This is a genomic window from Candidatus Cloacimonadota bacterium (assembly GCA_016932035.1).
Lineage (GTDB): Bacteria > Cloacimonadota > Cloacimonadia > JGIOTU-2 > JGIOTU-2 > Celaenobacter.
In genome coordinates this window covers 1-24,895 of the sequence record JAFGDR010000062.1, presented here as the reverse complement: position 1 = coordinate 24,895, position 24,895 = coordinate 1, and the positions used below count along the sequence as shown (strand labels likewise).

The following is a 24,895-nucleotide window of genomic DNA, read 5'->3' as shown; positions in this document are numbered from 1 at the left end:
TTGTTGCAGATTCCCATCCAAATTATTTTTCAACACAGTTTGCAAAAGAGTATGCACTCAATAACGATTTACCCTTTCATTTCGTTCAACATCATAAAGCACATATTTATAGTGTTATGGCTGAGAATAATCTCACTGATGTGATCGGTGTCTCCTTTGACGGTACCGGTTATGGGGATGATGGCAATATCTGGGGTGGAGAGTTTTTCGTCGTGCAGAAGAATGAATGTGAGCGATTTGCACATCTGGACTATGTTCCAATGGTTTCAGGAGCTCGTGCAGCAAAGGAACCCTGGAGAATGGGTCTTATCTATGCATATCTGCATTGTAATGATTTTGTTGATGACTTCTTTACTGAAGAGAGATTTCCTCAAAAAGATATGATCCTTCTGCAGCTTTTCAATAACACGGTTAAACTCCAAACCTCGAGTATGGGCAGATTTTTTGATGCTGTTGCAAGCCTGATTGATGTCTGTCACTATAATACTTACGAAGGTGAAGCGCCGATGAAGCTGGAAGCTCTTGCCGTCGAGGATTTGTCAGAGTCCTATAATTATACATTCGACAAGCAGCTTTCACATATAGAGCTTGGAGAACTTATTATGGGTATTATTTACGATATTCGTCAGAAAAAACCGAAGGAGTACATTTCATCAAAATTTCACTTTACAATTGCTAGCCTGGTTTACGATTTGTGTAAAAAAATGAAGCAAGAAACAGGCATCGATGCAGTGGCATTATCCGGTGGTGTATTCCAGAATGTCGTGCTTGTGAACATGATAAAACGAGTGTTTGCTGGACGTGACTTTCGTTTATTCTGGAATGAAAAAGTTCCCCCTAACGATGCAGGAATTGCACTCGGTCAGGTTTATGCTTATTTACTGAAAAGCAGGCAATAATGTGTTTAGCTGTACCATATAGAATTATTTCAAAAGATGGAAATAAGGCGATTGCTGATGTCTTCGGTATGAAGAAAGAGATTGATATACGCATTATCGAAGATGTGGAAATCGATGAGTATGTACTTGTTCATGCAGGTTTTGCTATTCAGAGGGTAAGCCAGGAGGATGCGAAAGAAACATTGGAATTGTTAACTGAATTGTGCGAAGCTGAAGAGTGAGGCATGACCAATACATTCAGAAATCATCCCGACCTTAAACCGCTTCTGCATAAGATCCAAACGTCTATTGAAGTCAATATTATACATCGGCCATTGAAATTTATGGAAGTATGCGGAACTCACACAGTATCAATCCTAAAATATGGTTTCAGGCAGTATTTCAAGGACTCGATAAAATTCTTGTCCGGACCTGGATGTCCGGTATGTGTAACATCTGCTCAAGATATCGATAAAATAATATTTCTTGCTCAGCAGGGACATCATATTGTGACGTTCGGCGATTTGATAAAAGTGCCGGGATCTCATTCAAGTCTTGAAAAAAAAATTGCAAAAGGGGCAACGGTTGATGTCGTCTACAGTCCACTCGATGCACTTAAGATCGCACGAAATACGAATAAAGAAGTAATATTTATTGCGGTTGGATTCGAAACAACAATTCCCGTGATCGCGAGTTTAGTGCTTGATGCATATGCCCAAAAACTTAAAAACCTCAGCATTCTTTGCTTGGTAAAAACCATGCCCAATGTTCTAAGATACCTTCTCTCGCACCTTACCGGTCAAATTGATGGTTTTATCCTTCCCGGACATGTCAGCGTGATCATCGGTTCAGAACCGTATGAGTTTATTCCTGAAGAATATCATATTCCCTGCACTATAGCGGGATTTGAGTCGGTTGATCTTGGTCTTGGCGTTGAATCTCTTGTCGAACAGATCAGATCGAGATCATCAAAAGTTGATAATCGTTATATCAGAATGGTAAAAGCAGAAGGTAACAAGGCAGCACAGGTTTTGATCTCATCAGTTTTCCAGGAATCTGATGTTTCATGGCGGGGATTTGGTATGATACCTCGAAGCGGTTTACAGCTGAAAGAAGATTTTGAGCAATTTGATGCAGCACAAAAGTTTGATATTCAAGTTGATGAAGTGGAACTTCAAACTGCGTGTATTTGCGGTGATATTATTTCCGGCAAAAGGTCACCCCTTGAATGCACGTTGTTCAGAAATATATGCACACCGGAAAATCCAGTGGGACCATGCATGGTTTCTTTTGAAGGTGCTTGTGCGGCATATTATAAATATGGAGAATGATGGATAAGAAGACAATACTCCTTTCTCATGGGAGTGGTGGCAAGCTGAGTCAGGAATTTCTGGAACTGATATACAAGACACTAGAAGATGTTGTTGTTAATCATGGAGAAGACAGTGGAAGTTTTGATGCAGACTCAGCAAGAATTGCTATCACTACAGACAGCTATACGATCGATCCCATCTTTTTTCCCGGCGGCAATATTGGAAAATTAGCAATCTGTGGCACAACAAATGATCTTGCAATGGTAGGAGCTGTACCAAAGTATATAACCCTCTCGTTAATGATTGAAGAAGGATTCCAATTTGATGATCTAAAAAAAATATTAATTTCGATAAAACAACAAACGATGAAGGCAGGTGTTTCAATAATAGCAGGAGACACTAAGATCGTAAGCAAAGGTAAGATAGATAAGATATTTATTAACACTGCCGGTTATGGTATCATTCAAACAGATCAAGTTATCTCATCGAAGAATGCCCAGCCGGATGATGCAGTGATTGTTACTGGTGATATTGGCGACCATGGTGCTGCGATCATGGCATATAGGAATGGATTTGATTCCGAGCTGAGATCAGATTGTGCAAATGTCGCATCGCTGATTAAAGCGCTTCTTGATGATGATGTCATCATCCATGCATTGCGAGATCCCACAAGAGGAGGTCTCGCTTCGATTCTAAATGAGATTGCATTTTCATCACAGGTAGATATTGAAATCAACGAAGAAGCCCTTCCTATTAAAAAAAGTGTGACAGGAGTATGTGATGCACTTGGTATAGATCCGCTGTATATGGCATGCGAAGGCAGAGCTGTCATCATATGCCCGGAAGATCAGGGAGAAAGAGTCTTAAAGATTATGCGATCAAAAACGCTTGGAAAAAATGCTCAGTGTATTGGTCAAATCTTGCAGAAAACAGACGCACCGAAATTATATTTAAAGACCTTCATTGGAGCAAGAAGGATACTCCCTTTACTCTCCCGAGAACAAACCCCCAGAATCTGTTAACGTTGCAATATGCCAGATCAGTCGACATCAACCATTACAAGACTATTTAAGATACTTCTTCTCATATTCCTGATATACATCTTCTTTCTAAGTATCGTCATGATGGGAGCTGGCTTCAAAAGTTTTCATCAACTATCAACAAATCTTATTACAAGTGTGAGCAATCCAATCATGGGTTTATTGATAGGTATTCTCACAACAAGCATCGTGCAGAGCTCGTCGACAACAACCTCGATTGTCGTTGGGCTTGTAGCAAGCAATATTCTTGGCGCAGATTCGATAAGGATTGCGATCCCAATTATTATGGGAGCGAATATTGGGACGACGATCACGAATACACTTGTTTCGCTTGGGCATATCTCACGAACTGATGAATTCAAGCGAGCGTATAGCTGTGCTATCGTACATGATATCTTTAATATTATCGCAGTTGCTGTCCTCCTGCCTTTGGAAATTTATTTTGGACTAATCGAAAAGATATCACTAAAACTGGGTTCTTTCATCCTCCACGCAAACATTAGAGGAGCGGAATTCAAGAGTCCGATCGGGATGATCACAAAACCGATCGTAAATTTTTTATACAATTCAAAGTATCCGGGTGATGGATCTCCTGGATTTATTCAAGAGATATTTTCGCCGACCCTTTCTCAAATTTTTATCCTTGTTATAGCGTTATTCTTACTTTTTATAGCCCTGCGATTTATGGTAAAAGTAATTCGTCAGCTCGTTATCGGTAAAGTAGAACAATTTTTCTCTGATTTTATTTTCAGAAATGGTGTGCTCGCATTGCTCCTTGGTATTATTTTAACAGCAATTGTGCAGAGTAGTTCGATAACAACGTCTATCATGATTCCGCTGGCTGGTGCCGGTATCGTCAATATCTACCAGGTTTTCCCTTATACCGTTGGGGCAAATATCGGTACGACTGTAACAACACTGTTGGCAGCTATGGCAACATGCTCACCTGCAGCACTTGTTGTTGCCATTTCCCACTTCACCTTTAATTTTCTTGGCATGTTAATAATTCTACCCCTGAAGCCGATCAGAATGATTCCAATCAAAATCGCTCTCGCTGCTTCAAATCTAACAATGAAAAGCAAACTCTATCCAATTCTCTTAATTGCTTTGATCTTTTTTATTTTACCAATATTTTTTCTTTTAATAACAAAATAAAAATGGATATATATCCGAGGTACTCATGATAAAAGAATTAATTAAACTCCTGAAAAAAAGCAATTTGTATAAAGAAGCACACCAGGATGCATGTGATATGTTGGACCGAGCAAACAATATGTTTGATAATGCAAGCGCAAGACTTCGCGGCAGAGACATTCCTCATCCTGATGTTGATATCTATTATGAAGAGAGAAAGGTAGATAAGACCGAACGTATTGTTCGCAAAAAAGTGTTGATACACCTTGCGGCTTCCGGAACAGCGGATTCTCCAGTTGCAATAAATCTTATAGGCATTGTGATCGATATAGAACGGGTCGGCGATTATACGATGAACATTCTTGAGCTCGCAAGAATAGCAAATATTGAGCTTAATGCAGGAGTTCTCGATGATGATTTGTCTGCAATAGAATTGGACATTGAGCACCTTTTTGATGTTGTTACCCGATCATTTGAAAAGTCTGATAAAGCATCAGCTGAATCTGTTGTAAATAAAAAACTTACAGGGCGATGTGAGGTGATACTTCATAAACTCATCACTGAAGATCTGGGATTAGATGTACAGACTGCAGTCATTGCTGCTCTTTACATTCGCTATTTGAAGAGGATTGCTGCCCATCTTCTTAATATTGCAACGGCACTTGTTCAACCTTTCGAAAAAGTTCGATTTATGCCGGAGTCAGTAACCCAAAAATACGAGAAGAAGTCAGAATATGAGTAAAAAAACGATCGCAGTTGTGGATGACGAGCCTGATATCGTTGAACTCATCCAATACCACCTGGAAAAGGAAAAATACCATACTGATGCATTTTATGACGGGGAGTCATTCCTTGAATATCTAAGACATACAATTCCAGATCTGGTAATTCTGGACTTGATGCTTCCCTCTATCGATGGGCTTGAGATTTGTAGAAAGATACGGGCAAATGATAGTCTTAAAAATATACCGATCATCATGCTGACAGCAAAGGGAACAGAAATTGATAAGATCGTTGGGCTTGAGATGGGAGCGGATGATTATGTAGTAAAGCCCTTCAGCCCGAGAGAACTTGTAGCACGAGTTAAAGCTGTTCTGAGAAGAAGTGGAGACAAACAGAAAGCTGACCATCAAAATCTCATCAAATATGAAGATCTTGTGCTTGATCTCGATACGTATGAAGCGCGGTTTAAAAATGAAGTGATCGAGTTTACAACAACCGAATTCAAGTTACTTTCCATTATTATGTCTCATCCCGGATGGGTGTATTCGAGAAATAAACTCCTTGATATGCTCTGGGGTGAAGATAAGGTCGTACTTGACAGAACAATAGATGTACATATTCAGAAAATAAGAAAGAAGCTGGGTACGGTTGGAGATCGAATAAAATCTGTTCGAGGTGTTGGCTACAAGCTTGAAAAATAGTATGAAAAATCTTTCATTCATGTGGAAACTTTTTCTCACCTTTTTTATCATTATTGTGCTCACTGCAGGACTGATCGTCCATTTTGCCTCCAGGGAAATTAAGAACAACTATCTTCAGAATCTTGAACTGACATTGGAAAACTATGCCCAGCTCATTCAAAAGTTCATAACATCCTTTGTATTGGAGAATGATTACCAGCATATCAAATCGACAACACACGATCTTGGCAATGAGCTCGGCATCAGATGTACGGTCATACGAAGTGATGGAACAGTGCTTGGTGACTCGGAAGAGGATGTGCAAAACATGGAAAATCACAGCAATCGTCCGGAGGTGATCGGTGCATTAAGAAGCGGGATTGGTAAAAGTGTCCGGTTCAGTGAAACATTGAAGAAAGACATGCTCTATGTTGCTGTTCCAATTGTTCAGAACGATAAAGTGATCGGTGTTGTACGAACAAGCTCATTCCTCGAAAATATCCAGAGAAGCATACATGTTATCACAAAAGATATTCTGAACATATCCATCGTAATAACAGTTCTGGCACTAATCTTATCAATACTTATTACACAAGCCTATACTAAACCCGTTCGGGATATTGCTCAGGTCGCTCAACGCATCAAAGAGGGAGATTTTAAAGCGCGTCTTTATACAAGACGGAGAGATGAGCTCGGAAGATTAGCAGAATCACTCAACGAGATGGCGCGAGAGCTTGAGATGTATATTACATCACTGAACCAGGAGCAGGAAGAACTAAAAACGATTCTTTCTTCCATGGTCGAAGCACTAATTGTTCTAAATCCAGACGGAATTATTGTAACAGCAAATAAAATTTTTTCAGAAATAATACATTGTGAACTGAACAAATTGGTGGGTAAAAGGTATTGGGAATATATAAGACAAGAGGAGTTTGGAAATCTTTTAACAAATGTGTTAGACACAAATAATTCCGCTACAAAGGAAATTGAGATTAAAGGAAAGATATATTTAACCAGTGCTTCTATTATCCTCGGCATTCCTGAAAAACGTATCATCGTTGTTATGCATGATATAACTGAACTAAAGCGACTTGAAGAGATGAAAACAGATTTTGTGGCAAATGTTGCACATGAGCTTAAAACACCACTTACGGCAATCAAGGGCTTTGCTGAAACACTGGAGGAAGAGATTGATTCGGCTCATAAAAGATTTATAAAAATCATACGTTCGAATACAGACCGGCTCATCAATATCGTGTCCGACCTTCTTGTCCTTTCCAATCTTGAGAACAAACACGATATTATCAATTATAAGAAATTTGATCTTGAAAAACTTATTGAAAATTCACTGTTAATTGAGCAAAAAAAGATCGATGAGAAAAACATTCATATCACCTTTGATTATGATAGTTCAATAAAGAAATTTCAAGCAGATCCTTTCCTTATCGAGCAACTCATGATAAATCTTTTGGATAACGCTGTAACCTATACAGAAAAAAAAGGCAAGATTATGATTGATGTATCCTTAGAAGATAATCAGGTTATTATTGAGATCGAGGATAACGGCATAGGAATTCCGGAATATAGCTTACCCCGTATATTCGAGCGTTTCTATGTTGTAGATAAATCCCGTTCTCGACAGCTTGGTGGTACAGGTCTTGGGCTTTCAATCGTTAAACATATTGTACTTGCGCACAACGGAGAGATATATGTTGAAAGTAAGGTTGGTGAGGGAACTAAGTTTATTATTATTCTCCCATATAATGCATAATGGATAAGAAAGAAATAGATAAACATCTAGCATTGGTAAAAAGTATCGCTTCAAAATATATACACTCGACAATTCCTTTTGAGGATCTTATCCAGGAAGGCACAATAGGATTATGGGAAGCGTGGCAAAGATATGATCCAGAGAAGGATGCGAAATTCAGTACTTATGCAACATATTGGATTAAGAAAAGAATACTCGAGGCAGTCGGAAAAGAGTATGATGCATCTTTGGATGCGGCTCAATACAATGATGAAATATCCTACCACAAAAGAGAGAATACTGAAGAGATAGAGAATTATGAGAGAATTAACTTCCCTACATCGTTTCCCGACAAGGAGAAGAAAGTCCTTATTCTTTTGTATGGCTTAGATGGAAATGGTTCTTATGATCTTGGAGAGATAGGAGAGAAACTCGGTATCCCACGAGAAAGAGTTCGTCAACTCAAAGAGAAGGGATTGAGACGTTTGAGGAAGCTGGGAATTGAGTTAACCTAAACGTAGACCTTCATAGAAAATTAACAAAACAATTATAGTCTTTTAATAAATTAAGAGTACAATCAAAAAAATAATCAAAGGACATCGTGTATGGCGAAAGTAGATCTACACGTCCATTCTATCTATTCTGAACACCCCTCAGAATGGTTCTTGCAACGACTCGGTGCTGGTGAATCTTATACAGAACCAGATTTCATTTACGAGAATATGAAGAATAAAGGGATGGATTTTGTTACAATTACAGATCATAATAACATTGAGGGTGCATTGCTCTTGCAGCAAAAATATCCTGGTGAGATAATTATTGGGGATGAAGCGACAGCATATTTTCCTGAAGATGAGTTTAAAGTTCATGTGCTTCTTTACGGACTCAATGAGAAGCAGTTTGTAGAAATTCAAAGGATCCGAACAAACATATATGATTTGCGAGATTATATAAAAGAAGAAGACCTTGCTTATTCTATTGCACATGCTACCTTTTCTGTAAATGGGAAGTTGAAATACGAACATTTGGAAAAGTTGCTATTAATGTTCGACATATTCGAAGGGATTAATGGCGGCAGGAACGAGATGCACAATCTGACTTGGATGAATGTTCTCGAAAATCTTAAAGAACAACATATCGAGCAGATGTATGAAAAACACAATATTGAACCGATGAGTGAAACACCCTGGATAAAGGGTTTGACTGCCGGATCTGATGATCATTCCGGTCTCTTTTTGGGAGAGACTTATACGGAAGGAGATGCATCTACAACTCAAGAATTTCTTCAACAGTTAAAGCATAAAAACACACAACCTGTAGGGCGGCATAACGATTATAAGTCGTTTGTATTTATGGTGTATAAGGTCGCCTATGATTATTCAAGATCGAAGAGCAGCAGCTTTTCGCAGTCACTCCTCAGCCAGATCAATAACCTTGTTTTTACAAATAAATCTCTTAATTGGAAGAATAGACTGAAGATGAAAGCATATTCTACAGTTGATAAAAACGGGAAAGATGCAGAGTTGAAATCCGCCTTCAACGATCTTGTCGAAACCTTACAAAAGGAGAAAGATAAATCACTTGATGAAAAAATATCGGTGGCATATAGGAAAATAGCAACGATCAGTGATGAGTTTCTGAAACTTCTGTTTGCTTCGATTGAGAAGCACTTGATGCAGGGTGATGTATTCAAACTTATTCAAAACTTCACATCATCGATTTCAGGCATTTTTCTTATGCTTCCCTTTTTCAGCTCGTTGCGCCATATGTTTGCAAACCGTGATTTGATTCTAAAATTGAGGAATAATTTCAATCTGGAATCATCTAAAAAAGAGAAAAACATTCTTTGGTTCAGTGATACGATCGAAGATCTGAACGGGGTATCTGTAACAGTAAACAGGATTCGGGAAAATGCCACAAAATCCAAGCGGAATGTATATCTCGTGGGCAGCGTCAAAGAAGAAAAATATTGGAAGAATTTTATTAATATCCCGAGCATACATACATTCAATTTACCCTATTATGAGTATTTAAAAATAAACATTCCTTCAATACTAAAATCAATGGAAAAGATCAGCAAATTCAATCCGGATCTCATAATTATTTCCACACCTGCATCGATAGGTCTACTGGGGCTTCTTGCAGCAAGGTTGCTGAATGTCAAATGCATTGGCATATACCACACAGACTTTGCAAAGCAGATAGAGGAGATGAATGTGGATACTTCACTTAGTGCAACGGTGCGAAGCTTTGTGAACTGGTTTTATCAGCTCGTTGATGAGATTAGGGTACCTACCTATGCATACATGGATATGCTTGAATCGCAGGGATTTGATCGAACTAAAATGAAACATTTTGCACGCGGAGTGGATACATCAGTCTTCTATCCTCAGATAAAAGGACGCGAATGGCTTCAGAAAACATATAATATTGAAGAAGGATTTTATTTTCTCTATACTGGGAGAGTTTCGTTTGATAAAAGTCTTGAGGTTGCACTTAATGCTTTTGATGAACTTCATAAAGAGAATCCCGATACTTACTTTTTCGTCGTTGGATCCGGGCCTGATATTGACATATTTAAAAAGGATTTTTCTCACAATGATCATATCATTTTTACGGGGAAAAAGGATAGAGAAATCCTTCCAAATTACTATTCAGCAGCAGATCTTTTTGTATTTCCAAGCAAAACTGACACTTTTGGCATGGTAGTTGTTGAAGCTCAAGCATGTGGTCTTATCGCTTTTGTTTCAAATGAGGGCGGCCCTCAGGAAGTGATTAAAGATGGTGAATCGGGTTATATACTGAGAGAAGTAACCGTGGACTATTGGAGAAGAAGAATGCTTGATTTTATGAAGCTATGTGACAACGAGCCAGAAAAGGTCAGGCAGATGTCTAAACGCGCAGTTGATCTTTCGAAAAAAAGAGGGGGATGGAATAAACTCATAGAAAGCTTTGTATCTTAGCCACATGGTCAGCATTTATTGTATACTCTTTCTTGTTGGCTATATGTTTCTTAGCAACATTGTTAGCTATCGTTTTATGAAAAGACGAGTTTTGGAGAGCCGGGTTTGGGATCTTAATATTTGCTGCGGAAAGACAGACGGTGGTGGGGTGAATGCCGATATTGTAAAACATACTTCTGTCCCAAATTTTCACATGGTTTAGGATATCTATAATCTTCCTTTTAGAGATAAACATTTTGAAAAGGTTTTATGTTCCCACACGATCGAACACGTGGATGATCCGGGAAAATTTTATCAGGAATTAGTTCGTGTTGGCAAAGAAGTTAAGGTTGTCGTACCGCCTTTGTGGGATCTTTCTGCTGCATTTAATATTTTTGAGCACAAATGGATTTTTATTACCTTAAAGAAAGAGCATTCCACCCTTCCATTACATATAAAACTACCCCTCGCTGATTTTATTCAAAGAACATTCGGGCAGCGGATAAAAGCGTAAGTTCAAACACTCATCACATCCATGTATAATAAACTCATAGCAATGTTATTTGGTGTGATTGGAACAGTATTATTCCATATTTCAAAAGGAATGCAGCAACAGGGGATAGAAATACTCAAACACATTTCTCAGAAAATATCAAAAAACAAGCTCTGGTATTCTGTACCTGAAAAAGAAAACACTTATATATAGTATCGGTGTTTTTCTCAACAATACGATTGGCGTCTGGATCATTTTGTCGAATCGATTCGCCCCTGCATCCTACTACACATCGATGTATGGACTCGGACTTATTGCTTTGTTGTTATATTCTTCAAAAATACTAAAGGAGGATCTCGATAGAAACGAATATCTTGGTTCAGCATTGATCGTGATAGGTACACTTATTCTCGGAATCGAGGGAATCTTTAGAAAAAACGCTGACTTAATAGTTATAAATGAGATGGTGATTGTATATATTACTTTGATATTTTTTATCGTTACTGTAGGAATGCTGTTGTTTGTATTTGATCGAAAATCGCCGATTCAGGTTGGTATTGCTTTCGGTATTATAACCGGAGGATGCGCAAGCCTGGATCCCATATATAAATACATCGGACAATCCTTGGGTGGTTCTTCAAGCTTTCTACCGCATACGCCCACTGGCACTATCTTTTTTGTCGTCAGCTTTTTCTTCACAACTGGAGCTTTCTTTATGACACAATATGCATTTTCGAAGCATGCACGGGCAACGGTCCTTGTTTCTATTCAAAACTGCATTTATGTTATATTTCCTATTTTGATACAAGCGGTTGCATTGAGGGGTTTCCAAATAACAGTTTTTACTATTCTTGGAATGATCTTGGTAACGATTGGGATACTTCTTATGCGACTTTTCAGCAAAAATAATAAACAGAATACTTATATTTCATCTTAACACAAAATTAACAAAACGTTTATAAATTATTAATGCTTCAATCGTAGAATATTCATATAAAAAAATAGCCCAAGAGGCACTTTAGAAATGAAAGGAGTTAATATGGCTAAAGTTAAATATTTAGTCGCTTTTGTGTTAATGTTAGTTATTGGTGCAAACATGCTTTTTGCATCAGACACACAAATCCAAATGACAGTATGGAATCGTTACACCTACGTGAAATCTGGTGACGAGGTTACAGAAGATCAATTCTCACTTGCACGTGGTTATCTGCGCTTGAATCACAATTTTAGTAGCGCTATCTTTGGTCGCTTCAACGTTGATTTCTTCTCAGATGAAGATGGTCTTGATGGTGCTGGTCTAAAGATCAAGTATGCATATCTCGACTTCAAAAAACTTATTCCAATTCCAGATGCTGTATTCACAGCAGGTTTAATGAAAAAATATTTTGGTACGATCTATGATTGGAGTTATATCACCGTAGAAAAAGATCCATCTGACCTTTACAAGGTTTGTTCATCCACAGACTATGGTCTTGGCATTTCGGGTTTGATCCCTGGTGGACTTGGTGAATATGCATTAGCTTTGTACAACGGTGAAGGTTATAAGAAAACTGGAAGTGATGTTAACAAGTATCCAGCATTCACAGGTAATGTTCGCGTAACACCGTTACCGGGAATTACTGTTGGTGGATCTGCAATCATTGCAAATAAAGTCGGAACATCCGAACCTTACGACAAAATGACAGCTTATGCTGGTGTTGGTCGCTTCGTATTTGGTCCAATTGATATATGGGCAGAATACCTCATGAAAAACTACACCGAAGAATCAAAAACGAGTTGTGAGACAAAGAGTGCCGGTTTCATGGTTATGCCGATCCTCAAACTTTTCCCCAACTTCGAGTTAGTGTTCCGTTATGACCAGTGGGATCCGAACACAGATCAGGATAATGACAAGAAGAATATGTGGATTGCCGGATTGAACTATTATTGTGCTAGCAATGTCATCCTTCAGCTCAACTATGAGAATATTTCATATGAAAGCAGTAAATCTGAAGATACCAAGAAGATATATGCACAGTTGAACTGGACCTTTAAAACCCCTAAATTTTAATTTATAAGGAGAAAACAATGAAAAAAATACTTGTACTCTTAATGTTGTTTGTTTTCATCAGCAGCTCGGCATTTGCCTTCAAATGGCCCTGGGCAAAAAAAGATGAAGGCACGCTTACAATAACAGGTTCTACAACCGTACTTCCCATAGCTCAGAAATGTGCTGAAGTTTATATGGACAAGCATTCTGATGCAAACATTTCAGTTCGTGGTGGTGGTTCAAGTGTTGGCATCGCAGCACTTCTCGATGGAACAGTACAGATCGCAGATGCATCCCGTTCTATTAAGACAAAAGAACTAAAAGCTGCCAGAGAAAAAGGAATCAACCCAGTTGGTAATGTTGTTGCAAAAGATGGTATCGCAGTTGTCGTACATCCAAGTAATGGTATCAGCGAAATAACGATTCCTCAAATCGAAGCAATTTATACAGGAGAGATAAGCAACTGGAAAGATCTTGGCGGAGTGCCGGGTCCTATCGTTGTGATCTCGCGCGATAATTCATCCGGAACCTATGAAGTGTTCAACGCACTTGCTCTTGGTGGTGGTAAAGTTCGCGAAGATGCGGTTGTTCTTGCATCAAATAATGCTGTTGCACAGACCGTAAGCCAAACACCCAGCTCAATTGGTTATGTTGGTCTCGGATATCTTTCCGATGCAGTAAAAGCTCTCAAGGTCGGCGGTGTAATGCCCAGTAATGCCACAGTTAATGCAGGCTCATACAAACTCGCCCGTCCGCTTTATATGTATACAAATGGCAATCCTAAAGGTCTTGCTAAACAATATCTTGATTTCATCTGGTCTGCAGAAGGTCAGAGCATTGTAGAAGATTTAGGTTTTGTGCCTCTTAGATAATTAGCGTAAGAGATGCTGTTCTCCCAAAAGGGCGAGTTAAGAGCTCGCCCTTTAAAGCAGAGTTTTTAAATTGTAGAAAGAAGTAGGATGAAAGAAAAAATAATCAAATTGATATTACTCGCCTGTGCGTTTGTCTCAATATTCTTCCTCTGTGGTATCACCCTCACTCTCTTCACAGAAAGTCTGTCGATATTTAAAGAGCTTAATATTTTCAAGTTTTTGTTCGGCACACACTGGTACCCGACTCGATACCCGCCCGAGCTTGGGATATTGCCACTCATTGTCGGTACACTTGTCGTAACACTTGGCACACTTATCATTGCAGTTCCCCTTGGAGTTGGTACGGCTATCTACATATCAGAAGTCGCCTCTCATAAGATCAAGGAAATTTTGAAACCCACAGTCGAACTACTTGCAAGTGTGCCATCAGTTATTTATGGATTATTTGGGATGGTCTTTTTAGCACCGCTTGTTCAAAAAGTTTTTAACGTTCCGATAGGATTGAATGCATTTACTGCTTCGATAATTTTAGGTATGATGGCACTTCCTACTGTGGCAAGTATAGCAGAGGATGCGATCTCGTCTGTTCCTAAATCACTCAGGGAAGCATCATTTGCTCTTGGAGCAACAAAGTGGGAAACGATCACCAGATCGGTTGTTCCAGCTGCATCTTCAGGTATTATCGCTAGCATTATTCTTGGTCTTGGTCGCGCTATTGGTGAAACCATGACCGTGCTCATGGTTGCTGGGGGAGCAGCTCAAATTCCACACTCTATCTTCGATCCGATCAGAACGATGACCGCCACGATTGCAGCAGAAATGGGCGAAGCACCAATGGGGAGTATGCATTATCAAGCACTCTTTGCCATCGCATTAGTTCTTTTCTTTATGACCCTTGGATTCAATATTCTCGCAGACTGGATCTCCCATAGGAGGAAAGTATGAGAAAATTTAAACAACGATTTGGATTTCTGCTTCTCAGACTATCCATACTCCTTGCTGTGATCTTCTTATTTTCCCTTATCATCGTGATCATTGTAAAAGGAGCAGGAGTCATATCAATACCGTTTCTTACAGAATTTCCTAAAGATGGAATGACTAAAGGAGGTATCTTTCCTGCGATCATGGGAACGTTCCTGCTTGCAGTTGGAGCGATCCTATTTGCACTACCACTCGGTGTGCTCGCAGCGATCTATCTGCGCGAATATGCAAAAAGTTACAGAGTGGTAAGGATAATAAGAGTAGGCGTCAATAACCTCGCTGGTGTACCATCGGTTGTATTTGGACTTTTTGGATTAGCTGTTTTTGTGAAATTCTTCCAGTTTGGAGTATCGCTTATTTCAGGTGCTCTTACACTTGGAATATTGATTCTGCCGATTATCATCAGATCGACAGAAGAAGCAATTGCAACAGTTCCCGAAAGTTTCAGAGAAGCATCATATGGTCTTGGCGCATCAAAATGGCATACTGTTCGACATGTAGTACTTCCTGTTGCTATGCCTGGGATTTTGACAGGAGCGATACTCGGTATAGGGAGAGCTGCCGGAGAAACGGCTCCGATCCTCTTTACTGCCGCAACCTTCTACACTAGAAGATTGCCTTCAACAGTTTTTGATGAAGTAATGGCGCTTCCCTATCACATTTATGCACTTATGACCGAAGGGACAAAACCGCAGTACCAGGTGCCGATTGCCTATGGAACAGCACTGGTCTTGTTGCTTCTGGTTCTTGGAATAAATTTAATTGCGATTATCATTAGATATAGAGCGAGAAAGGCAAAAACATGGTAAATGACGTGATCGTTCAAACAGAGAATCTTAACCTGTGGTTTGGGAAAAAGCACGTCCTCATAGACGTTAATATAGAGATTAGAAAAAAATCGATCACTGCAATAATGGGTCCTTCAGGATGCGGTAAATCAACATTTCTTCGATGCCTGAACAGGATGAATGACCTGATCCTTACCACAAGAATAGAAGGTTCAATCTTCATTGATGATGAAGATATATACAAACCAAAAACCGATATTACAGCACTGAGGAAAAAGGTTGGTATGGTTTTTCAACGACCGAATCCATTTCCAAAATCAATTTATGATAATATTGCATATGGTTTGAAAATAAATCAAGTCAAGAAGAGCAGAATACCTGAGATCGTAGAACAAAGCCTAAAAGACACTGCTCTTTGGGATGAGGTAAATGATCGCCTTCATGATTCTGCAATGTCACTTTCAGGCGGTCAGCAACAGCGGCTTTGTACGGCTCGAGCAATTGCAGTGGAACCGGAAATCGTATTGATGGATGAACCGGCATCAGCACTTGATCCTGCAGGAACACTGAAGATCGAAGAGCTTATGGAAAAGCTAAAAGAAAAATATACAATTATACTTGTTACACACAACATGCAGCAGGCAGCTCGAGTTTCAGATTATACAGCATTTTTCTACGTTGGTAAACTGATCGAGTATGGAGAAACAGAGCAAGTATTTATGAATCCACAAGACCAGTTAACTGAATGCTACATCAGCGGGAAATTTGGTTAATAGAAGAGGTAAACATGGTTAGAGAACAATATATCGAAGGATTAAAGGAGATTGAACAGGGTGCAATAAATATCGGCGAAATGGTCTGGGAAGCGCTGAATAATGCAATCAATGCGCTCATGAGACATAATTCGGAACTGGCATATGATGTCATTTCACGAGATATAGACATCAATAAGAAACGCTGGAAAGTAGAAGAAAAATGCATACTCCTCATTGCGACACAGCAGCCAGTTGCAACAGACCTCAGAGAAATTATCGCCATCCTTAATATCATTACGGATTTTGAACGTATGGGAGATCATGCACAAGGTATAGCAAAAGTAATGTTACTCCTAGAATCTGAACCTCCGATGAAAACGCTTCAGACAGTATTCGACATGGCCCAGGAAGTACTCCGCATGATAAAAAGGAGTATACAAGCTTTAATAGATAGAGATATCCAAGAAGCTTTAAAGATTTTCAAGCACGATGATGTTGTAGATAATTATTACGTTAAGATTTTCGACGAGATCGTATCCTATGAAAAAGAAAAACCTAAACGCTTCAAGGTTGGGACATATTTTCTCTGGATCGCACATGATCTTGAACGAATTGCGGATCGTGTTGCAAATATCTGTGAACGAATTGTGTATCTTGTTCATGGTGAAATGGAAGATTTAAAAACATTTAATCCATAAAGTCCATTGTAATTGTGAGTGTGATATAAAAAATATCATAGTACTCCTACTCCTTCTTACAATTACGTAAAAGCGGATGGTCGAGAGATCGTCCGCTTTGAGTTTACTTGAAATGAAAGATACTCTTCACAAAGTTAAACTTTGTGACAAGAATTGAGATGATGAATAAAAAAAAGCCACCAAGTAAAACTTAGTGGCGAGAAAAATCTATTAAGGGAATTATTTATCCTTTTGCTTCGATTGCCTTCTTGGGGCACACAGTGATACAGACACCGCACTGAATACATTTCTCTTCGTCTATCTTATGTGTTTCTTTGAGTTTACCCGTTATCGCTCTTACGGGGCATTTCTTCGCACAAATCGTACATCCGATGCACTTTTCCTCAATGATGACCGGTTGTGGCCTTGACGGCAATCTATCTTCAATTGCTTTTGTGGGGCATACGGTGGCACATTGTCCGCATGAAACACATGTATTATAATCGATCGTGGCAAGATTATTTTCAATAGTAATTGCATCAACTGGACATTTTTTTGCACAGAGCCCACAACCGATACAGGCAGTTTTGTTCCCGCATTTGGCTTTTGCATCTTTACCCTTATCGTGGGACATACAAAGAATATGAACTTTCTTACTGATCGGCACAAGTTCGATAAGATCTCTTGGACAGGCTTCGACGCACTTTCCACATCCTGTGCATTTATCCTCATCAATGATACGCATGTTGTTTTCATCGATTGTAATTGCATCGAACTGGCATGCGCGATAGCAATCGTTGAACCCAAGACATCCGAAACTGCATGCATTATGACCACCTGCAAGCAATACTGCAGCTTTACAGGTAGAGATACCCTTATCTTCAAATGTATAGTTAGTATTATTAAGCCCACCGCTCTGGCAATGGATAACAGCGATATTTCTTTCTTTCTTGCCGGCTTTTGTCCCCAGGATCTGGGCAATCTTACCAGCAACCTCGTCACCGCCTGGAGCACATAATGTCGGATCAGCTCCTGAGACAACAATAGCTTCTGCATAGCCCGAACATCCAGGATAACCGCAGGCACCGCAATTGGCTTGTGGTAAAATTTCTTCTATTTGCTCAATCTTAGGATCAACCTCCACATGAAAAACTTTTGATGCGTATGAGAGTGCTATTCCAAATAGTATTCCAAGAACACCTAAAACAATAATAGAAACCAGTAACATGCGTGCTCCTTCTTAAAATTTCATTCCGGAAAATCCGAGAAAGGCAAGAGCCATACAACCTGCAACAATAAATGAGATCGGCATGCCTTTCATCGATTTGGGAACGTTGCTATATTCGAGCCGCTCACGGATACCTGCCATCAACACCAAAACAAGCGTGAAACCAACACCCGCAGATGCACCATTCACGATAGACTCTATAAAATTATAATTTTCATTGATATTAAGCAAAGAGACACCAAGAACAGCACAATTTGTTGTGATGAGGGGAAGATATATGCCAAGTGCTTTATAGAGTTCTGGAGCAGTTTTTTTGATAACCATTTCAACAAATTGAACTAGTACTGCAATGCTCAAGATAAAGGCAATTGTGCGAAGGAAGGTCAGGTCAACACCAAAGATGCTCGTGTCCGCATTCAGCAGGAATGTGTAAATGAGCCATGTAATGGTTGATGCCATCGTCATGACAAAGATAACTGCCATGCCCATACCGAATGCAGAGTCCATTTTCTTGGAAACACCGATATAGGGGCAGAGTCCGAGAAATCGAGCTATCACGAAGTTGTTTATAAAAATAGAACCGATAATTATGATAAAAAGTGTTGAGAAATCCATGAGTGCTCCTTACGAATGTGCCTGAGATTTCTTTTTATTTTTCAAAATATTTAGTAAACCCATTAAAAGCCCGATTGTGACAAAAGCACCGGGAGGAAGGATTGCTACGATCATGGGCTTGTATGAAGCAGGAAGTATTTTAGCATTGAAGATTGCACCTGTGCCAAGTATTTCTCTAATGGATGCAATAACTATAATAGCGAGCATGAAACTGAGCCCCATACCGAATCCGTCGAGCATGGATTTGAAAACACCATTCTTACTTGCAAATGCTTCAGCCCTTCCAAGAATAATACAATTCACAACTATAAGAGGAATGAAAATACCAAGACTTTTATGAAGAGGTGGCACATATGCTTCCATAACCATATCAACGATCGTCACAAAGGAAGCGATAACAAGAATAAAACAAGGGATCCTGACCTTGCTTGGAATAAAATTCTTAATAAGAGAAATGATGATGTTCGAACAGAGGAGAACAAATGTGGCAGCTGCCCCCATACCGATTGCATTCTGTACAGAGGTGCTGACAGCAAGCGTGGGACATAAACCAAGCGCCATAACAAAAACGGGATTTTCTTTTATTATGCCTTTTGTAAACTCTTGAATTGCTTTCATATGCGATCTCCTCTATAATCTATCTTTGAGTTTGAGGAATGCGTCACGGATTGCATTGGTAACAGCGCGAGTTGTGATTGTGGCACCGGTAAGGGATTGGATGTCACCACCATCTTTATCAACGTAGATATCAGCAGGATTTTTGCTTGAGAACTGAGCAGTGAAATCGGGCTTTGTACAGTTAGCTCCAAGACCAGGAGTTTCTGATTGCGAAACCACCGTTATTGCTTGTATCATGAGATCGGGAGTTAATCCAACGATTGTTTTTACATCACTACTGTAACCGTATTGCACGCACGAAAAGACATAACCGGCAAGAGTGCTGTCTGAAGAATATCCTTCGTAATAGAGTATGGTGCTGCTATCAGAAACAGGATTGAAATATTTTGCATCAGGAAGCACCAGTCTGCGAGCTTCTTCTTCTGCCTTGAGTTTATTTTCAGCAATGAGAGGAGCTGTCTGCATGTAGATCAGTGAGAGAATTGCTCCAGCAACCACACAAATGATCAGCAGAACCAATGTAGGACGAATAAAATCTATCATAGTATCCTCAAATTTATGTCACTTTTTGGATTTTTTTCGGAAACCAAAGGGCTTTTGTGGGGTTAATCTGTCGATGAGAGGAGTGGCAACATTCATAATGAGTATTGAATACGATACGCCTTCAGGGTATCCACCCCATGTTCTGATAACAACGGTGAGAATACCGCAGCCGAGTCCAAAGATCAGCCGCCCTTTTTTTGTTACGGGAGAAGTCACCATATCGGTTGCCATAAAGAATGCGCCAAGTATCAGGCCGCCGGAAAAGATGTGGAAAAGGATCGGACCGGAGAAGAGACCGTCGATACCTCCGACCATCCAGCTGAGGAACGCTACTGTGCCAATATAGCTGATGGGAATTCGCCACTCAATATAGTGCTTATATACGAGTATTGCTGCGCCGAGTATAAGCGCTGCTGCTGAAACTTCACCAATGCAACCGCCGATATTTCCCCAGAAAAGTTCCTTTATGTAATCAAGGGATGAAAGCTGGTGGAAGATGGTTCTTGCTGAATCTCCGGCTGTTCCTGCTATGATATCACCGCGTATTTGTTGAGCAACATTGAGAGGAGTGGCAGAAGTGATAAGGTTCTGAAGCTGTGCATCGCCGCCTGTAATCAAGGTCTGTTTAAGTCCCGATATAGTTGAGACACCGGCATTCGCAAGTTTGGTTGCCCATCCGGTTGTCATCTGCACAGGCCAGGATGCCATGAGGAATGCACGCCCAAGAAGTGCAGGATTGACCGGATTATATCCCAAGCCACCGAATATCTGCTTCCCGATAGTAATTGCAAAAACAGAACCAACAACAGGGATCCACCATGCAGTTAACGGAGGAAGGTTGAAGGCAAGGAACATTCCAGTGACAACAGCACTTCCATCAGAGACGGTGATTGGTCTTTTCGTTAAAAATTGAACGAGAGCTTCCGTTCCAACTGCTGCAGCAACACCGAGGATGGTTATCCAGATGGAACGCCATCCAAAGAAGATGTATGCAGCAATCAGGGCAGGAAGAAGAGCAATGACAACAGTCCACATTACTTTACGAACATTAACATGTTCATGAAGATGCGGAGAAGAAGAAACATTCACGAGATTCACGTTAAAAACCTCCGAACACTATTTATCTTTGAGTTTAAGTTTATTAACTTCGATCTTACCGATCTTGATCCACTGAACAAGTTGAATATGAGAGGGGCAGACATATCCGCATGAGCCACATTCAATACAGTCAAGAACTCCCAGTTTCATGGCAGCATCGTATTGAGCATTTTTAACATTTTCAGCTATAAATGTCGGTATCAGATTCATAGGACAGGCATCAACACATCGTCCACAGCGAAGGCATGGAGCTTCGGTTGTGTCCACTACTTCAGCTGGACTCATAAATACAAAACCTGAGGTGGTCTTTGTGGCAGGAGCATCGGAGTTTGGAAGTGCAAATCCCATCATCGGACCACCGGATATAATCTTTCCGATATCTTCAGTTGTTCCTCCGCAAAATTCAAGAAGTTGAGAAAGAGGAGTACCAACCGGCACCTTGAGATTTTTAGGTTCATTGACGATTGAACCGCTCATTGTCGTAATCCTTTCAATGAGAGGTTTATGATAGCGAAGTGCTTCATAGATGGCAAAAGCAGTTCCTACATTTTGAACAACAGCACCGACATCCATTGGAAGTCCACCTGCCGGTACCTTTCTTTTTGTAGCTGCATAGATGAGTTGTTTTTCTGCTCCCTGGGGATACCGCAGCATGCATGGGACTACACTCATATTTTTTTCATCACGGAGCATTTGTTTAAAAACCGTGATCGCATCTTTTTTATTGAGCTCGATACCAATATAACCGCGTTTCGCACCAAGTATTTTCATAATAATACGTAGACCGGCAATAATCTCTTCCGGATTCTCAAGCATAAGACGATGGTCGGAAGTGAGATATGGTTCGCATTCAACGCCGTTAAGAATAACTATATCGATTGGGCGGTTCTCAGGAGGAGAAAGTTTAACGTGGGTTGGAAATCCGGCACCACCCATGCCGCAGATGCCTGCGTTTTGAATCCGTTCCTTCATCTTTTCCGGACTCAGCGACATGAATTGTTCATCGTCCTGAAGTTTTGAAATCCATTCATTTTTTCCATCATTTTCAATTTCTATGGCATGCTGGATCGTGCCCGTTGGATGAGGATACGGTCCAATCTTTGTAATTTTACCGGAAACTGGGCTGTGCATAGGAATTGATACAAACCCGCTTGCATCTGCAATCTTCTGTCCTTTTTTAATCTCATCTCCAACCTTTACGATCGGAACTGCTGGTCTGCCAATATGTTGAATCAGCGGGATATAGAGTTTTTTTGGAGCAGGGAATTTCTCAATTTTTTTATGATTTGAAAAATGCTTATAATCATGCGGATGAATACCGCCCTTAAAGGTTTTAGCGCACATACTTAATCCTTTGAAAATTTATAATCATGATTATTCAAAGATCGCTTTCACGAATTCTGTTGCATTGAAATCTTTCAGATCGTCCATTTGCTCACCGATGCCGATTGCCTTGATTGGGATCTGAAGACTGTCCATGATGCCAAGAGCTACACCACCCTTTGCAGTGCCGTCAAGTTTCGTAAGAATGATACCGTCGATCGGTATAGATTCGAGGAATTTCTTTGCCTGCTGAACACCATTTTGCCCTGTTGTCGCATCGATCACAAGAAGAACCTGGTGCGGTGCGTCGGGAACATGTTTTTGGATGGTTCGTTTTATCTTTTCCAGCTCTCGCATAAGGTTGATCTTCGTATGAAGTCTACCGGCAGTATCGATCAGTACAACATCATAAGACTGAGCTTTTGCAGATTGCATAGCATTATAGATAACAGAAGAAGGATCAGAACCGTATTCCTGCCCTATGATGGAAACACCAACTCTCTTTGCCCACAACTCAAGCTGTTCTATTGCTGCTGCTCTAAATGTATCGCCGGCAACAAGAAGAACTTTTTTCCCGTTTTTTTTAAATCTCAAAGCACATTTTGCAATAGAGGTTGTTTTGCCAACCCCATTCACTCCGACAAAAAGGAGGACATATGGACTAATATTTGTATTATAATCGATTGATGTAACGTCTTTATATTCATCCTGTAAGATTGTGATTATGATGTGTTCAAGGGCAGAGAAAATTTGATCTGGCTTTGTTAATTTATGTACTCGGATTTGTTCTTCAAGTTTTGATATTATCTTTTGAGTGATTGACACTCCGAGATCAGCCTGGATGAGGATGTCTTCTATATCTTCAATAAGTTCCTCATCGACGCGTCCGCTCAAGTGAACAATTTCTGCGATTCTTTTAACAAATGAGTTATGAGTTTTTGCTAACTTCTTCTTTAAATTACTAATAAGGGACAATAAAAACTCCGAAAATTTTGCATGAAATTTTATATAGATGAGAATGAATCAAGTTTTTCTTCATTAAACTATCGACAGTTCTAACGAATTGCGTTATTGAGTTTTTCCGTTCGTTGAGAGTTTTGACGGTATATTACAAGTGGCACTATAATATTCATCGTCTTTGATATTTTGGGAAAAAGCCTGGTACATAACCCCCGCAAAAAAGAATGAGAAAAGTGAAAAAACTCGCAAATGTAGTATTAATAAACCTGTAACGAACCTCGGGACATTTTGTGTGTTGCAAGAAAAATACTGTAATTTAGGTGTTTGTGAAAAAAAGAATGAGAAAAACGACCGAAGCTATTGTGAAAAAAAGAATGAGAAATTTATCAATATTATGACTTTTTGTATTGAAGCAACTCACGCTGCAACTCATTTATATAACGAAGATCATCATAATGCTGTTTTTTTAATGTATTTATTTCGTCCCGTAACTCGTTTCGCTCCTTTTTACATGCAGCAAGCTCCGTTTTTTTATTATCTTGGTTTATAAAAGCAGGAAGCTCCTGCGGTCCCTCACCAGTTATTAACCAATGAATGTTGACCTTTAGTGTATTTGACAATTGAATTAAATTTTTTACCTGAGGAAAAACTAAATCATTTTCATATTGACTTAATATAGCATAATGTATTGTAGATTTATTTGATAAATCCCTTAAAGACATATCTTTAGACAAACGAATACTTTTAATTCTTTTTCCAAAACTATTCATATTTTTTCAAAATGTTTAATAAACATTAAAAAACTACTTGACAAAATTTAGTGTTCACTAAACACTTGCACCTAAATCAATAAATAAACAAGAGTAATATGATGTCAAGTGAAATGAAAAAACGTAAAAACCATAAGAATTGGCTATACTGCTCATGTCTCTGATATTAAAGGACATAAGTCGTATTAATAATGCGCAAAAAAGAATGAGAAAAAACAACAGCCTGCGGTCAAAAAACATAAAGGAACATTTTTTTTGCACCCAATGTTATAAATCGATAAACAATATATTTTTAAAATTATACATACCAAAAACAAGCGGAGGAAAAAAACAATGAGAAAATTACTGCGTCGAATATTCTGCCGAAGGAAGCCAGTGGCAGAACTTATGGTTCAACGATTACGAGAACAATATAACGGGAGGATACATGACATCAAAAAGCGATAAGATATTTATGATCATAGCGATGCTTGTTTTAATTGTTGTAGCAGTGCTTGGCTGTTTGTGGATATACAGATCGGTCACGTGCCCGAGAATGGTACAGCCGGATTATAAGGCAATAGAAGAAGCTTCCGACTATTTGGGCGTGGACCACTGTGTGATAAAATCTGACGGCAAGGCATATATTACCTGGTCAGATAAAGAATATGATCTGCTCGATGTATATGCAATGAAACAGGAGGGA

The 24,895-nt window shown here is 39.5% G+C and carries 27 protein-coding genes; 19 read left to right on the top strand and 8 right to left on the bottom strand.

What is annotated here, in order from left to right; genetic code table 11:
• The 18 genes from JW794_10230 to phoU all read left to right on the top strand — a co-directional run.
• Window positions 1–899, top strand: an 899-nt coding sequence (locus JW794_10230; GenBank protein MBN2018488.1) for a carbamoyltransferase HypF, incomplete at its 5' end; no start/stop codon positions are given.
• Window positions 899–1,120: a HypC/HybG/HupF family hydrogenase formation chaperone gene (locus JW794_10225; protein MBN2018487.1), complete on the top strand. Its 222-nt coding sequence runs from the start codon at window positions 899–901 to the stop codon at window positions 1,118–1,120. The genes JW794_10230 and JW794_10225, both read left to right, overlap by 1 nt.
• A gap of 3 nt (window positions 1,121–1,123) precedes the next feature.
• Complete coding sequence (gene hypD, locus JW794_10220) at window positions 1,124–2,209, top strand: hydrogenase formation protein HypD (GenBank protein ID MBN2018486.1); 1,086 nt, start codon at window positions 1,124–1,126, stop codon at window positions 2,207–2,209.
• A complete protein-coding gene (hypE, locus tag JW794_10215; GenBank protein MBN2018485.1) occupies window positions 2,209–3,213 on the top strand; it encodes a hydrogenase expression/formation protein HypE in 1,005 nt (334 codons plus the stop codon). The genes hypD and hypE overlap by 1 nt, the downstream gene beginning before the upstream one ends.
• A 9-nt stretch (window positions 3,214–3,222) precedes the next feature.
• A complete protein-coding gene (locus JW794_10210; protein ID MBN2018484.1) occupies window positions 3,223–4,386 on the top strand; it encodes a Na/Pi symporter in 1,164 nt (387 codons plus the stop codon).
• Window positions 4,387–4,411: 25 nt separating this feature from the next.
• Window positions 4,412–5,107, top strand: coding sequence for a hypothetical protein (locus tag JW794_10205; protein MBN2018483.1), 696 nt, complete (start codon window positions 4,412–4,414; stop codon window positions 5,105–5,107).
• Window positions 5,100–5,789 carry a response regulator transcription factor gene (locus JW794_10200; protein ID MBN2018482.1) on the top strand — a complete coding sequence of 230 codons (690 nt, stop codon included), beginning with the start codon at window positions 5,100–5,102 and terminating at the stop codon, window positions 5,787–5,789. The genes JW794_10205 and JW794_10200 overlap by 8 nt, the downstream gene beginning before the upstream one ends.
• Before the next feature lies 1 nt (window position 5,790).
• A complete protein-coding gene (locus JW794_10195; protein ID MBN2018481.1) occupies window positions 5,791–7,539 on the top strand; it encodes a HAMP domain-containing protein in 1,749 nt (582 codons plus the stop codon).
• Window positions 7,539–8,033, top strand: a complete 495-nt coding sequence (locus JW794_10190) for a sigma-70 family RNA polymerase sigma factor (protein MBN2018480.1) — start codon at window positions 7,539–7,541, stop codon at window positions 8,031–8,033. Before JW794_10195 ends, JW794_10190 begins: the two co-directional genes overlap by 1 nt.
• A gap of 90 nt (window positions 8,034–8,123) precedes the next feature.
• Window positions 8,124–10,481 (top strand): glycosyltransferase, encoded by a 2,358-nt coding sequence (locus JW794_10185; GenBank protein MBN2018479.1) that lies wholly within the window; start codon window positions 8,124–8,126, stop codon window positions 10,479–10,481.
• A 205-nt stretch (window positions 10,482–10,686) separates the two neighbouring features.
• Entirely contained in the window at window positions 10,687–10,974 is a 288-nt protein-coding gene (locus tag JW794_10180; GenBank protein MBN2018478.1) for a methyltransferase domain-containing protein, read from the top strand.
• A gap of 235 nt (window positions 10,975–11,209) precedes the next feature.
• Entirely contained in the window at window positions 11,210–11,890 is a 681-nt protein-coding gene (locus JW794_10175; GenBank protein MBN2018477.1) for a hypothetical protein, read from the top strand.
• A 102-nt stretch (window positions 11,891–11,992) separates the two neighbouring features.
• Window positions 11,993–13,003 carry a hypothetical protein gene (locus tag JW794_10170; protein MBN2018476.1) on the top strand — a complete coding sequence of 337 codons (1,011 nt, stop codon included), beginning with the start codon at window positions 11,993–11,995 and terminating at the stop codon, window positions 13,001–13,003.
• A 17-nt stretch (window positions 13,004–13,020) separates the two neighbouring features.
• Entirely contained in the window at window positions 13,021–13,854 is an 834-nt protein-coding gene (locus JW794_10165) for a phosphate ABC transporter substrate-binding protein (GenBank protein MBN2018475.1), read from the top strand.
• 87 nt (window positions 13,855–13,941) lie between these two features.
• Complete coding sequence (pstC, locus tag JW794_10160) at window positions 13,942–14,799, top strand: phosphate ABC transporter permease subunit PstC (GenBank protein MBN2018474.1); 858 nt, start codon at window positions 13,942–13,944, stop codon at window positions 14,797–14,799.
• A complete protein-coding gene (gene pstA / locus JW794_10155; protein ID MBN2018473.1) occupies window positions 14,796–15,644 on the top strand; it encodes a phosphate ABC transporter permease PstA in 849 nt (282 codons plus the stop codon). The genes pstC and pstA overlap by 4 nt, the downstream gene beginning before the upstream one ends.
• The gene (gene pstB / locus JW794_10150; protein MBN2018472.1) at window positions 15,638–16,396 is read left to right on the top strand and encodes a phosphate ABC transporter ATP-binding protein; all 759 of its coding nucleotides are present in this window, start codon (window positions 15,638–15,640) and stop codon (window positions 16,394–16,396) included. The genes pstA and pstB overlap by 7 nt, the downstream gene beginning before the upstream one ends.
• Window positions 16,397–16,410: 14 nt before the next feature.
• On the top strand, window positions 16,411–17,076 hold the full coding sequence (gene phoU, locus JW794_10145) for a phosphate signaling complex protein PhoU (protein ID MBN2018471.1): 666 nt from the start codon (window positions 16,411–16,413) through the stop codon (window positions 17,074–17,076).
• Window positions 17,077–17,299: 223 nt separating this feature from the next.
• Here the strand turns inward: phoU and JW794_10140 are convergent, their stop codons facing one another.
• The 8 genes from JW794_10140 to JW794_10105 form a co-directional block, all read right to left on the bottom strand.
• Window positions 17,300–18,283, bottom strand: a complete 984-nt coding sequence (locus JW794_10140) for an RnfABCDGE type electron transport complex subunit B (protein MBN2018470.1) — start codon at window positions 18,281–18,283, stop codon at window positions 17,300–17,302.
• 12 nt (window positions 18,284–18,295) lie between these two features.
• Window positions 18,296–18,898 carry an electron transport complex subunit RsxA gene (rsxA, locus tag JW794_10135; protein MBN2018469.1) on the bottom strand — a complete coding sequence of 201 codons (603 nt, stop codon included), beginning with the start codon at window positions 18,896–18,898 and terminating at the stop codon, window positions 18,296–18,298.
• A 9-nt stretch (window positions 18,899–18,907) separates the two neighbouring features.
• Window positions 18,908–19,516, bottom strand: a complete 609-nt coding sequence (locus tag JW794_10130) for an electron transport complex subunit E (protein ID MBN2018468.1) — start codon at window positions 19,514–19,516, stop codon at window positions 18,908–18,910.
• A 12-nt stretch (window positions 19,517–19,528) separates the two neighbouring features.
• Window positions 19,529–20,059, bottom strand: coding sequence for an RnfABCDGE type electron transport complex subunit G (locus JW794_10125; GenBank protein ID MBN2018467.1), 531 nt, complete (start codon window positions 20,057–20,059; stop codon window positions 19,529–19,531).
• Between the two features lie 18 nt (window positions 20,060–20,077).
• On the bottom strand, window positions 20,078–21,157 hold the full coding sequence (locus tag JW794_10120) for an RnfABCDGE type electron transport complex subunit D (GenBank protein ID MBN2018466.1): 1,080 nt from the start codon (window positions 21,155–21,157) through the stop codon (window positions 20,078–20,080).
• An 18-nt stretch (window positions 21,158–21,175) separates the two neighbouring features.
• On the bottom strand, window positions 21,176–22,501 hold the full coding sequence (gene rsxC / locus JW794_10115) for an electron transport complex subunit RsxC (protein ID MBN2018465.1): 1,326 nt from the start codon (window positions 22,499–22,501) through the stop codon (window positions 21,176–21,178).
• A gap of 30 nt (window positions 22,502–22,531) precedes the next feature.
• Window positions 22,532–23,488 (bottom strand): signal recognition particle-docking protein FtsY, encoded by a 957-nt coding sequence (gene ftsY / locus JW794_10110; GenBank protein MBN2018464.1) that lies wholly within the window; start codon window positions 23,486–23,488, stop codon window positions 22,532–22,534.
• A 344-nt stretch (window positions 23,489–23,832) separates the two neighbouring features.
• Window positions 23,833–24,210: a helix-turn-helix domain-containing protein gene (locus tag JW794_10105; GenBank protein MBN2018463.1), complete on the bottom strand. Its 378-nt coding sequence runs from the start codon at window positions 24,208–24,210 to the stop codon at window positions 23,833–23,835.
• 427 nt (window positions 24,211–24,637) lie between these two features.
• Between JW794_10105 and JW794_10100 the strand changes: the two genes are divergently transcribed.
• The coding region (locus JW794_10100) for a hypothetical protein (protein ID MBN2018462.1) at window positions 24,638–24,895 on the top strand (258 nt) is incomplete at its 3' end.

Coding starts and splice junctions, on each gene's coding strand:
- pstA (MBN2018473.1), top strand. CDS start 14,796: ATGAGAAAATTTAAACAACGATTTGGATTTCTGCTTCTCAGACTATCC.
- JW794_10210 (MBN2018484.1), top strand. CDS start 3,223: ATGCCAGATCAGTCGACATCAACCATTACAAGACTATTTAAGATACTT.
- JW794_10170 (MBN2018476.1), top strand. CDS start 11,993: ATGGCTAAAGTTAAATATTTAGTCGCTTTTGTGTTAATGTTAGTTATT.
- pstC (MBN2018474.1), top strand. CDS start 13,942: ATGAAAGAAAAAATAATCAAATTGATATTACTCGCCTGTGCGTTTGTC.
- JW794_10205 (MBN2018483.1), top strand. CDS start 4,412: ATGATAAAAGAATTAATTAAACTCCTGAAAAAAAGCAATTTGTATAAA.
- JW794_10165 (MBN2018475.1), top strand. CDS start 13,021: ATGAAAAAAATACTTGTACTCTTAATGTTGTTTGTTTTCATCAGCAGC.
- pstB (MBN2018472.1), top strand. CDS start 15,638: ATGGTAAATGACGTGATCGTTCAAACAGAGAATCTTAACCTGTGGTTT.
- rsxA (MBN2018469.1), bottom strand. CDS start 18,898: ATGGATTTCTCAACACTTTTTATCATAATTATCGGTTCTATTTTTATA.
- JW794_10125 (MBN2018467.1), bottom strand. CDS start 20,059: ATGATAGATTTTATTCGTCCTACATTGGTTCTGCTGATCATTTGTGTG.
- JW794_10185 (MBN2018479.1), top strand. CDS start 8,124: ATGGCGAAAGTAGATCTACACGTCCATTCTATCTATTCTGAACACCCC.
- JW794_10190 (MBN2018480.1), top strand. CDS start 7,539: ATGGATAAGAAAGAAATAGATAAACATCTAGCATTGGTAAAAAGTATC.
- JW794_10195 (MBN2018481.1), top strand. CDS start 5,791: ATGAAAAATCTTTCATTCATGTGGAAACTTTTTCTCACCTTTTTTATC.
- JW794_10225 (MBN2018487.1), top strand. CDS start 899: ATGTGTTTAGCTGTACCATATAGAATTATTTCAAAAGATGGAAATAAG.
- hypE (MBN2018485.1), top strand. CDS start 2,209: ATGGATAAGAAGACAATACTCCTTTCTCATGGGAGTGGTGGCAAGCTG.
- JW794_10140 (MBN2018470.1), bottom strand. CDS start 18,283: ATGTTACTGGTTTCTATTATTGTTTTAGGTGTTCTTGGAATACTATTT.
- phoU (MBN2018471.1), top strand. CDS start 16,411: ATGGTTAGAGAACAATATATCGAAGGATTAAAGGAGATTGAACAGGGT.
- hypD (MBN2018486.1), top strand. CDS start 1,124: ATGACCAATACATTCAGAAATCATCCCGACCTTAAACCGCTTCTGCAT.
- JW794_10105 (MBN2018463.1), bottom strand. CDS start 24,210: ATGAATAGTTTTGGAAAAAGAATTAAAAGTATTCGTTTGTCTAAAGAT.
- JW794_10200 (MBN2018482.1), top strand. CDS start 5,100: ATGAGTAAAAAAACGATCGCAGTTGTGGATGACGAGCCTGATATCGTT.
- rsxC (MBN2018465.1), bottom strand. CDS start 22,501: ATGTGCGCTAAAACCTTTAAGGGCGGTATTCATCCGCATGATTATAAG.
- JW794_10130 (MBN2018468.1), bottom strand. CDS start 19,516: ATGAAAGCAATTCAAGAGTTTACAAAAGGCATAATAAAAGAAAATCCC.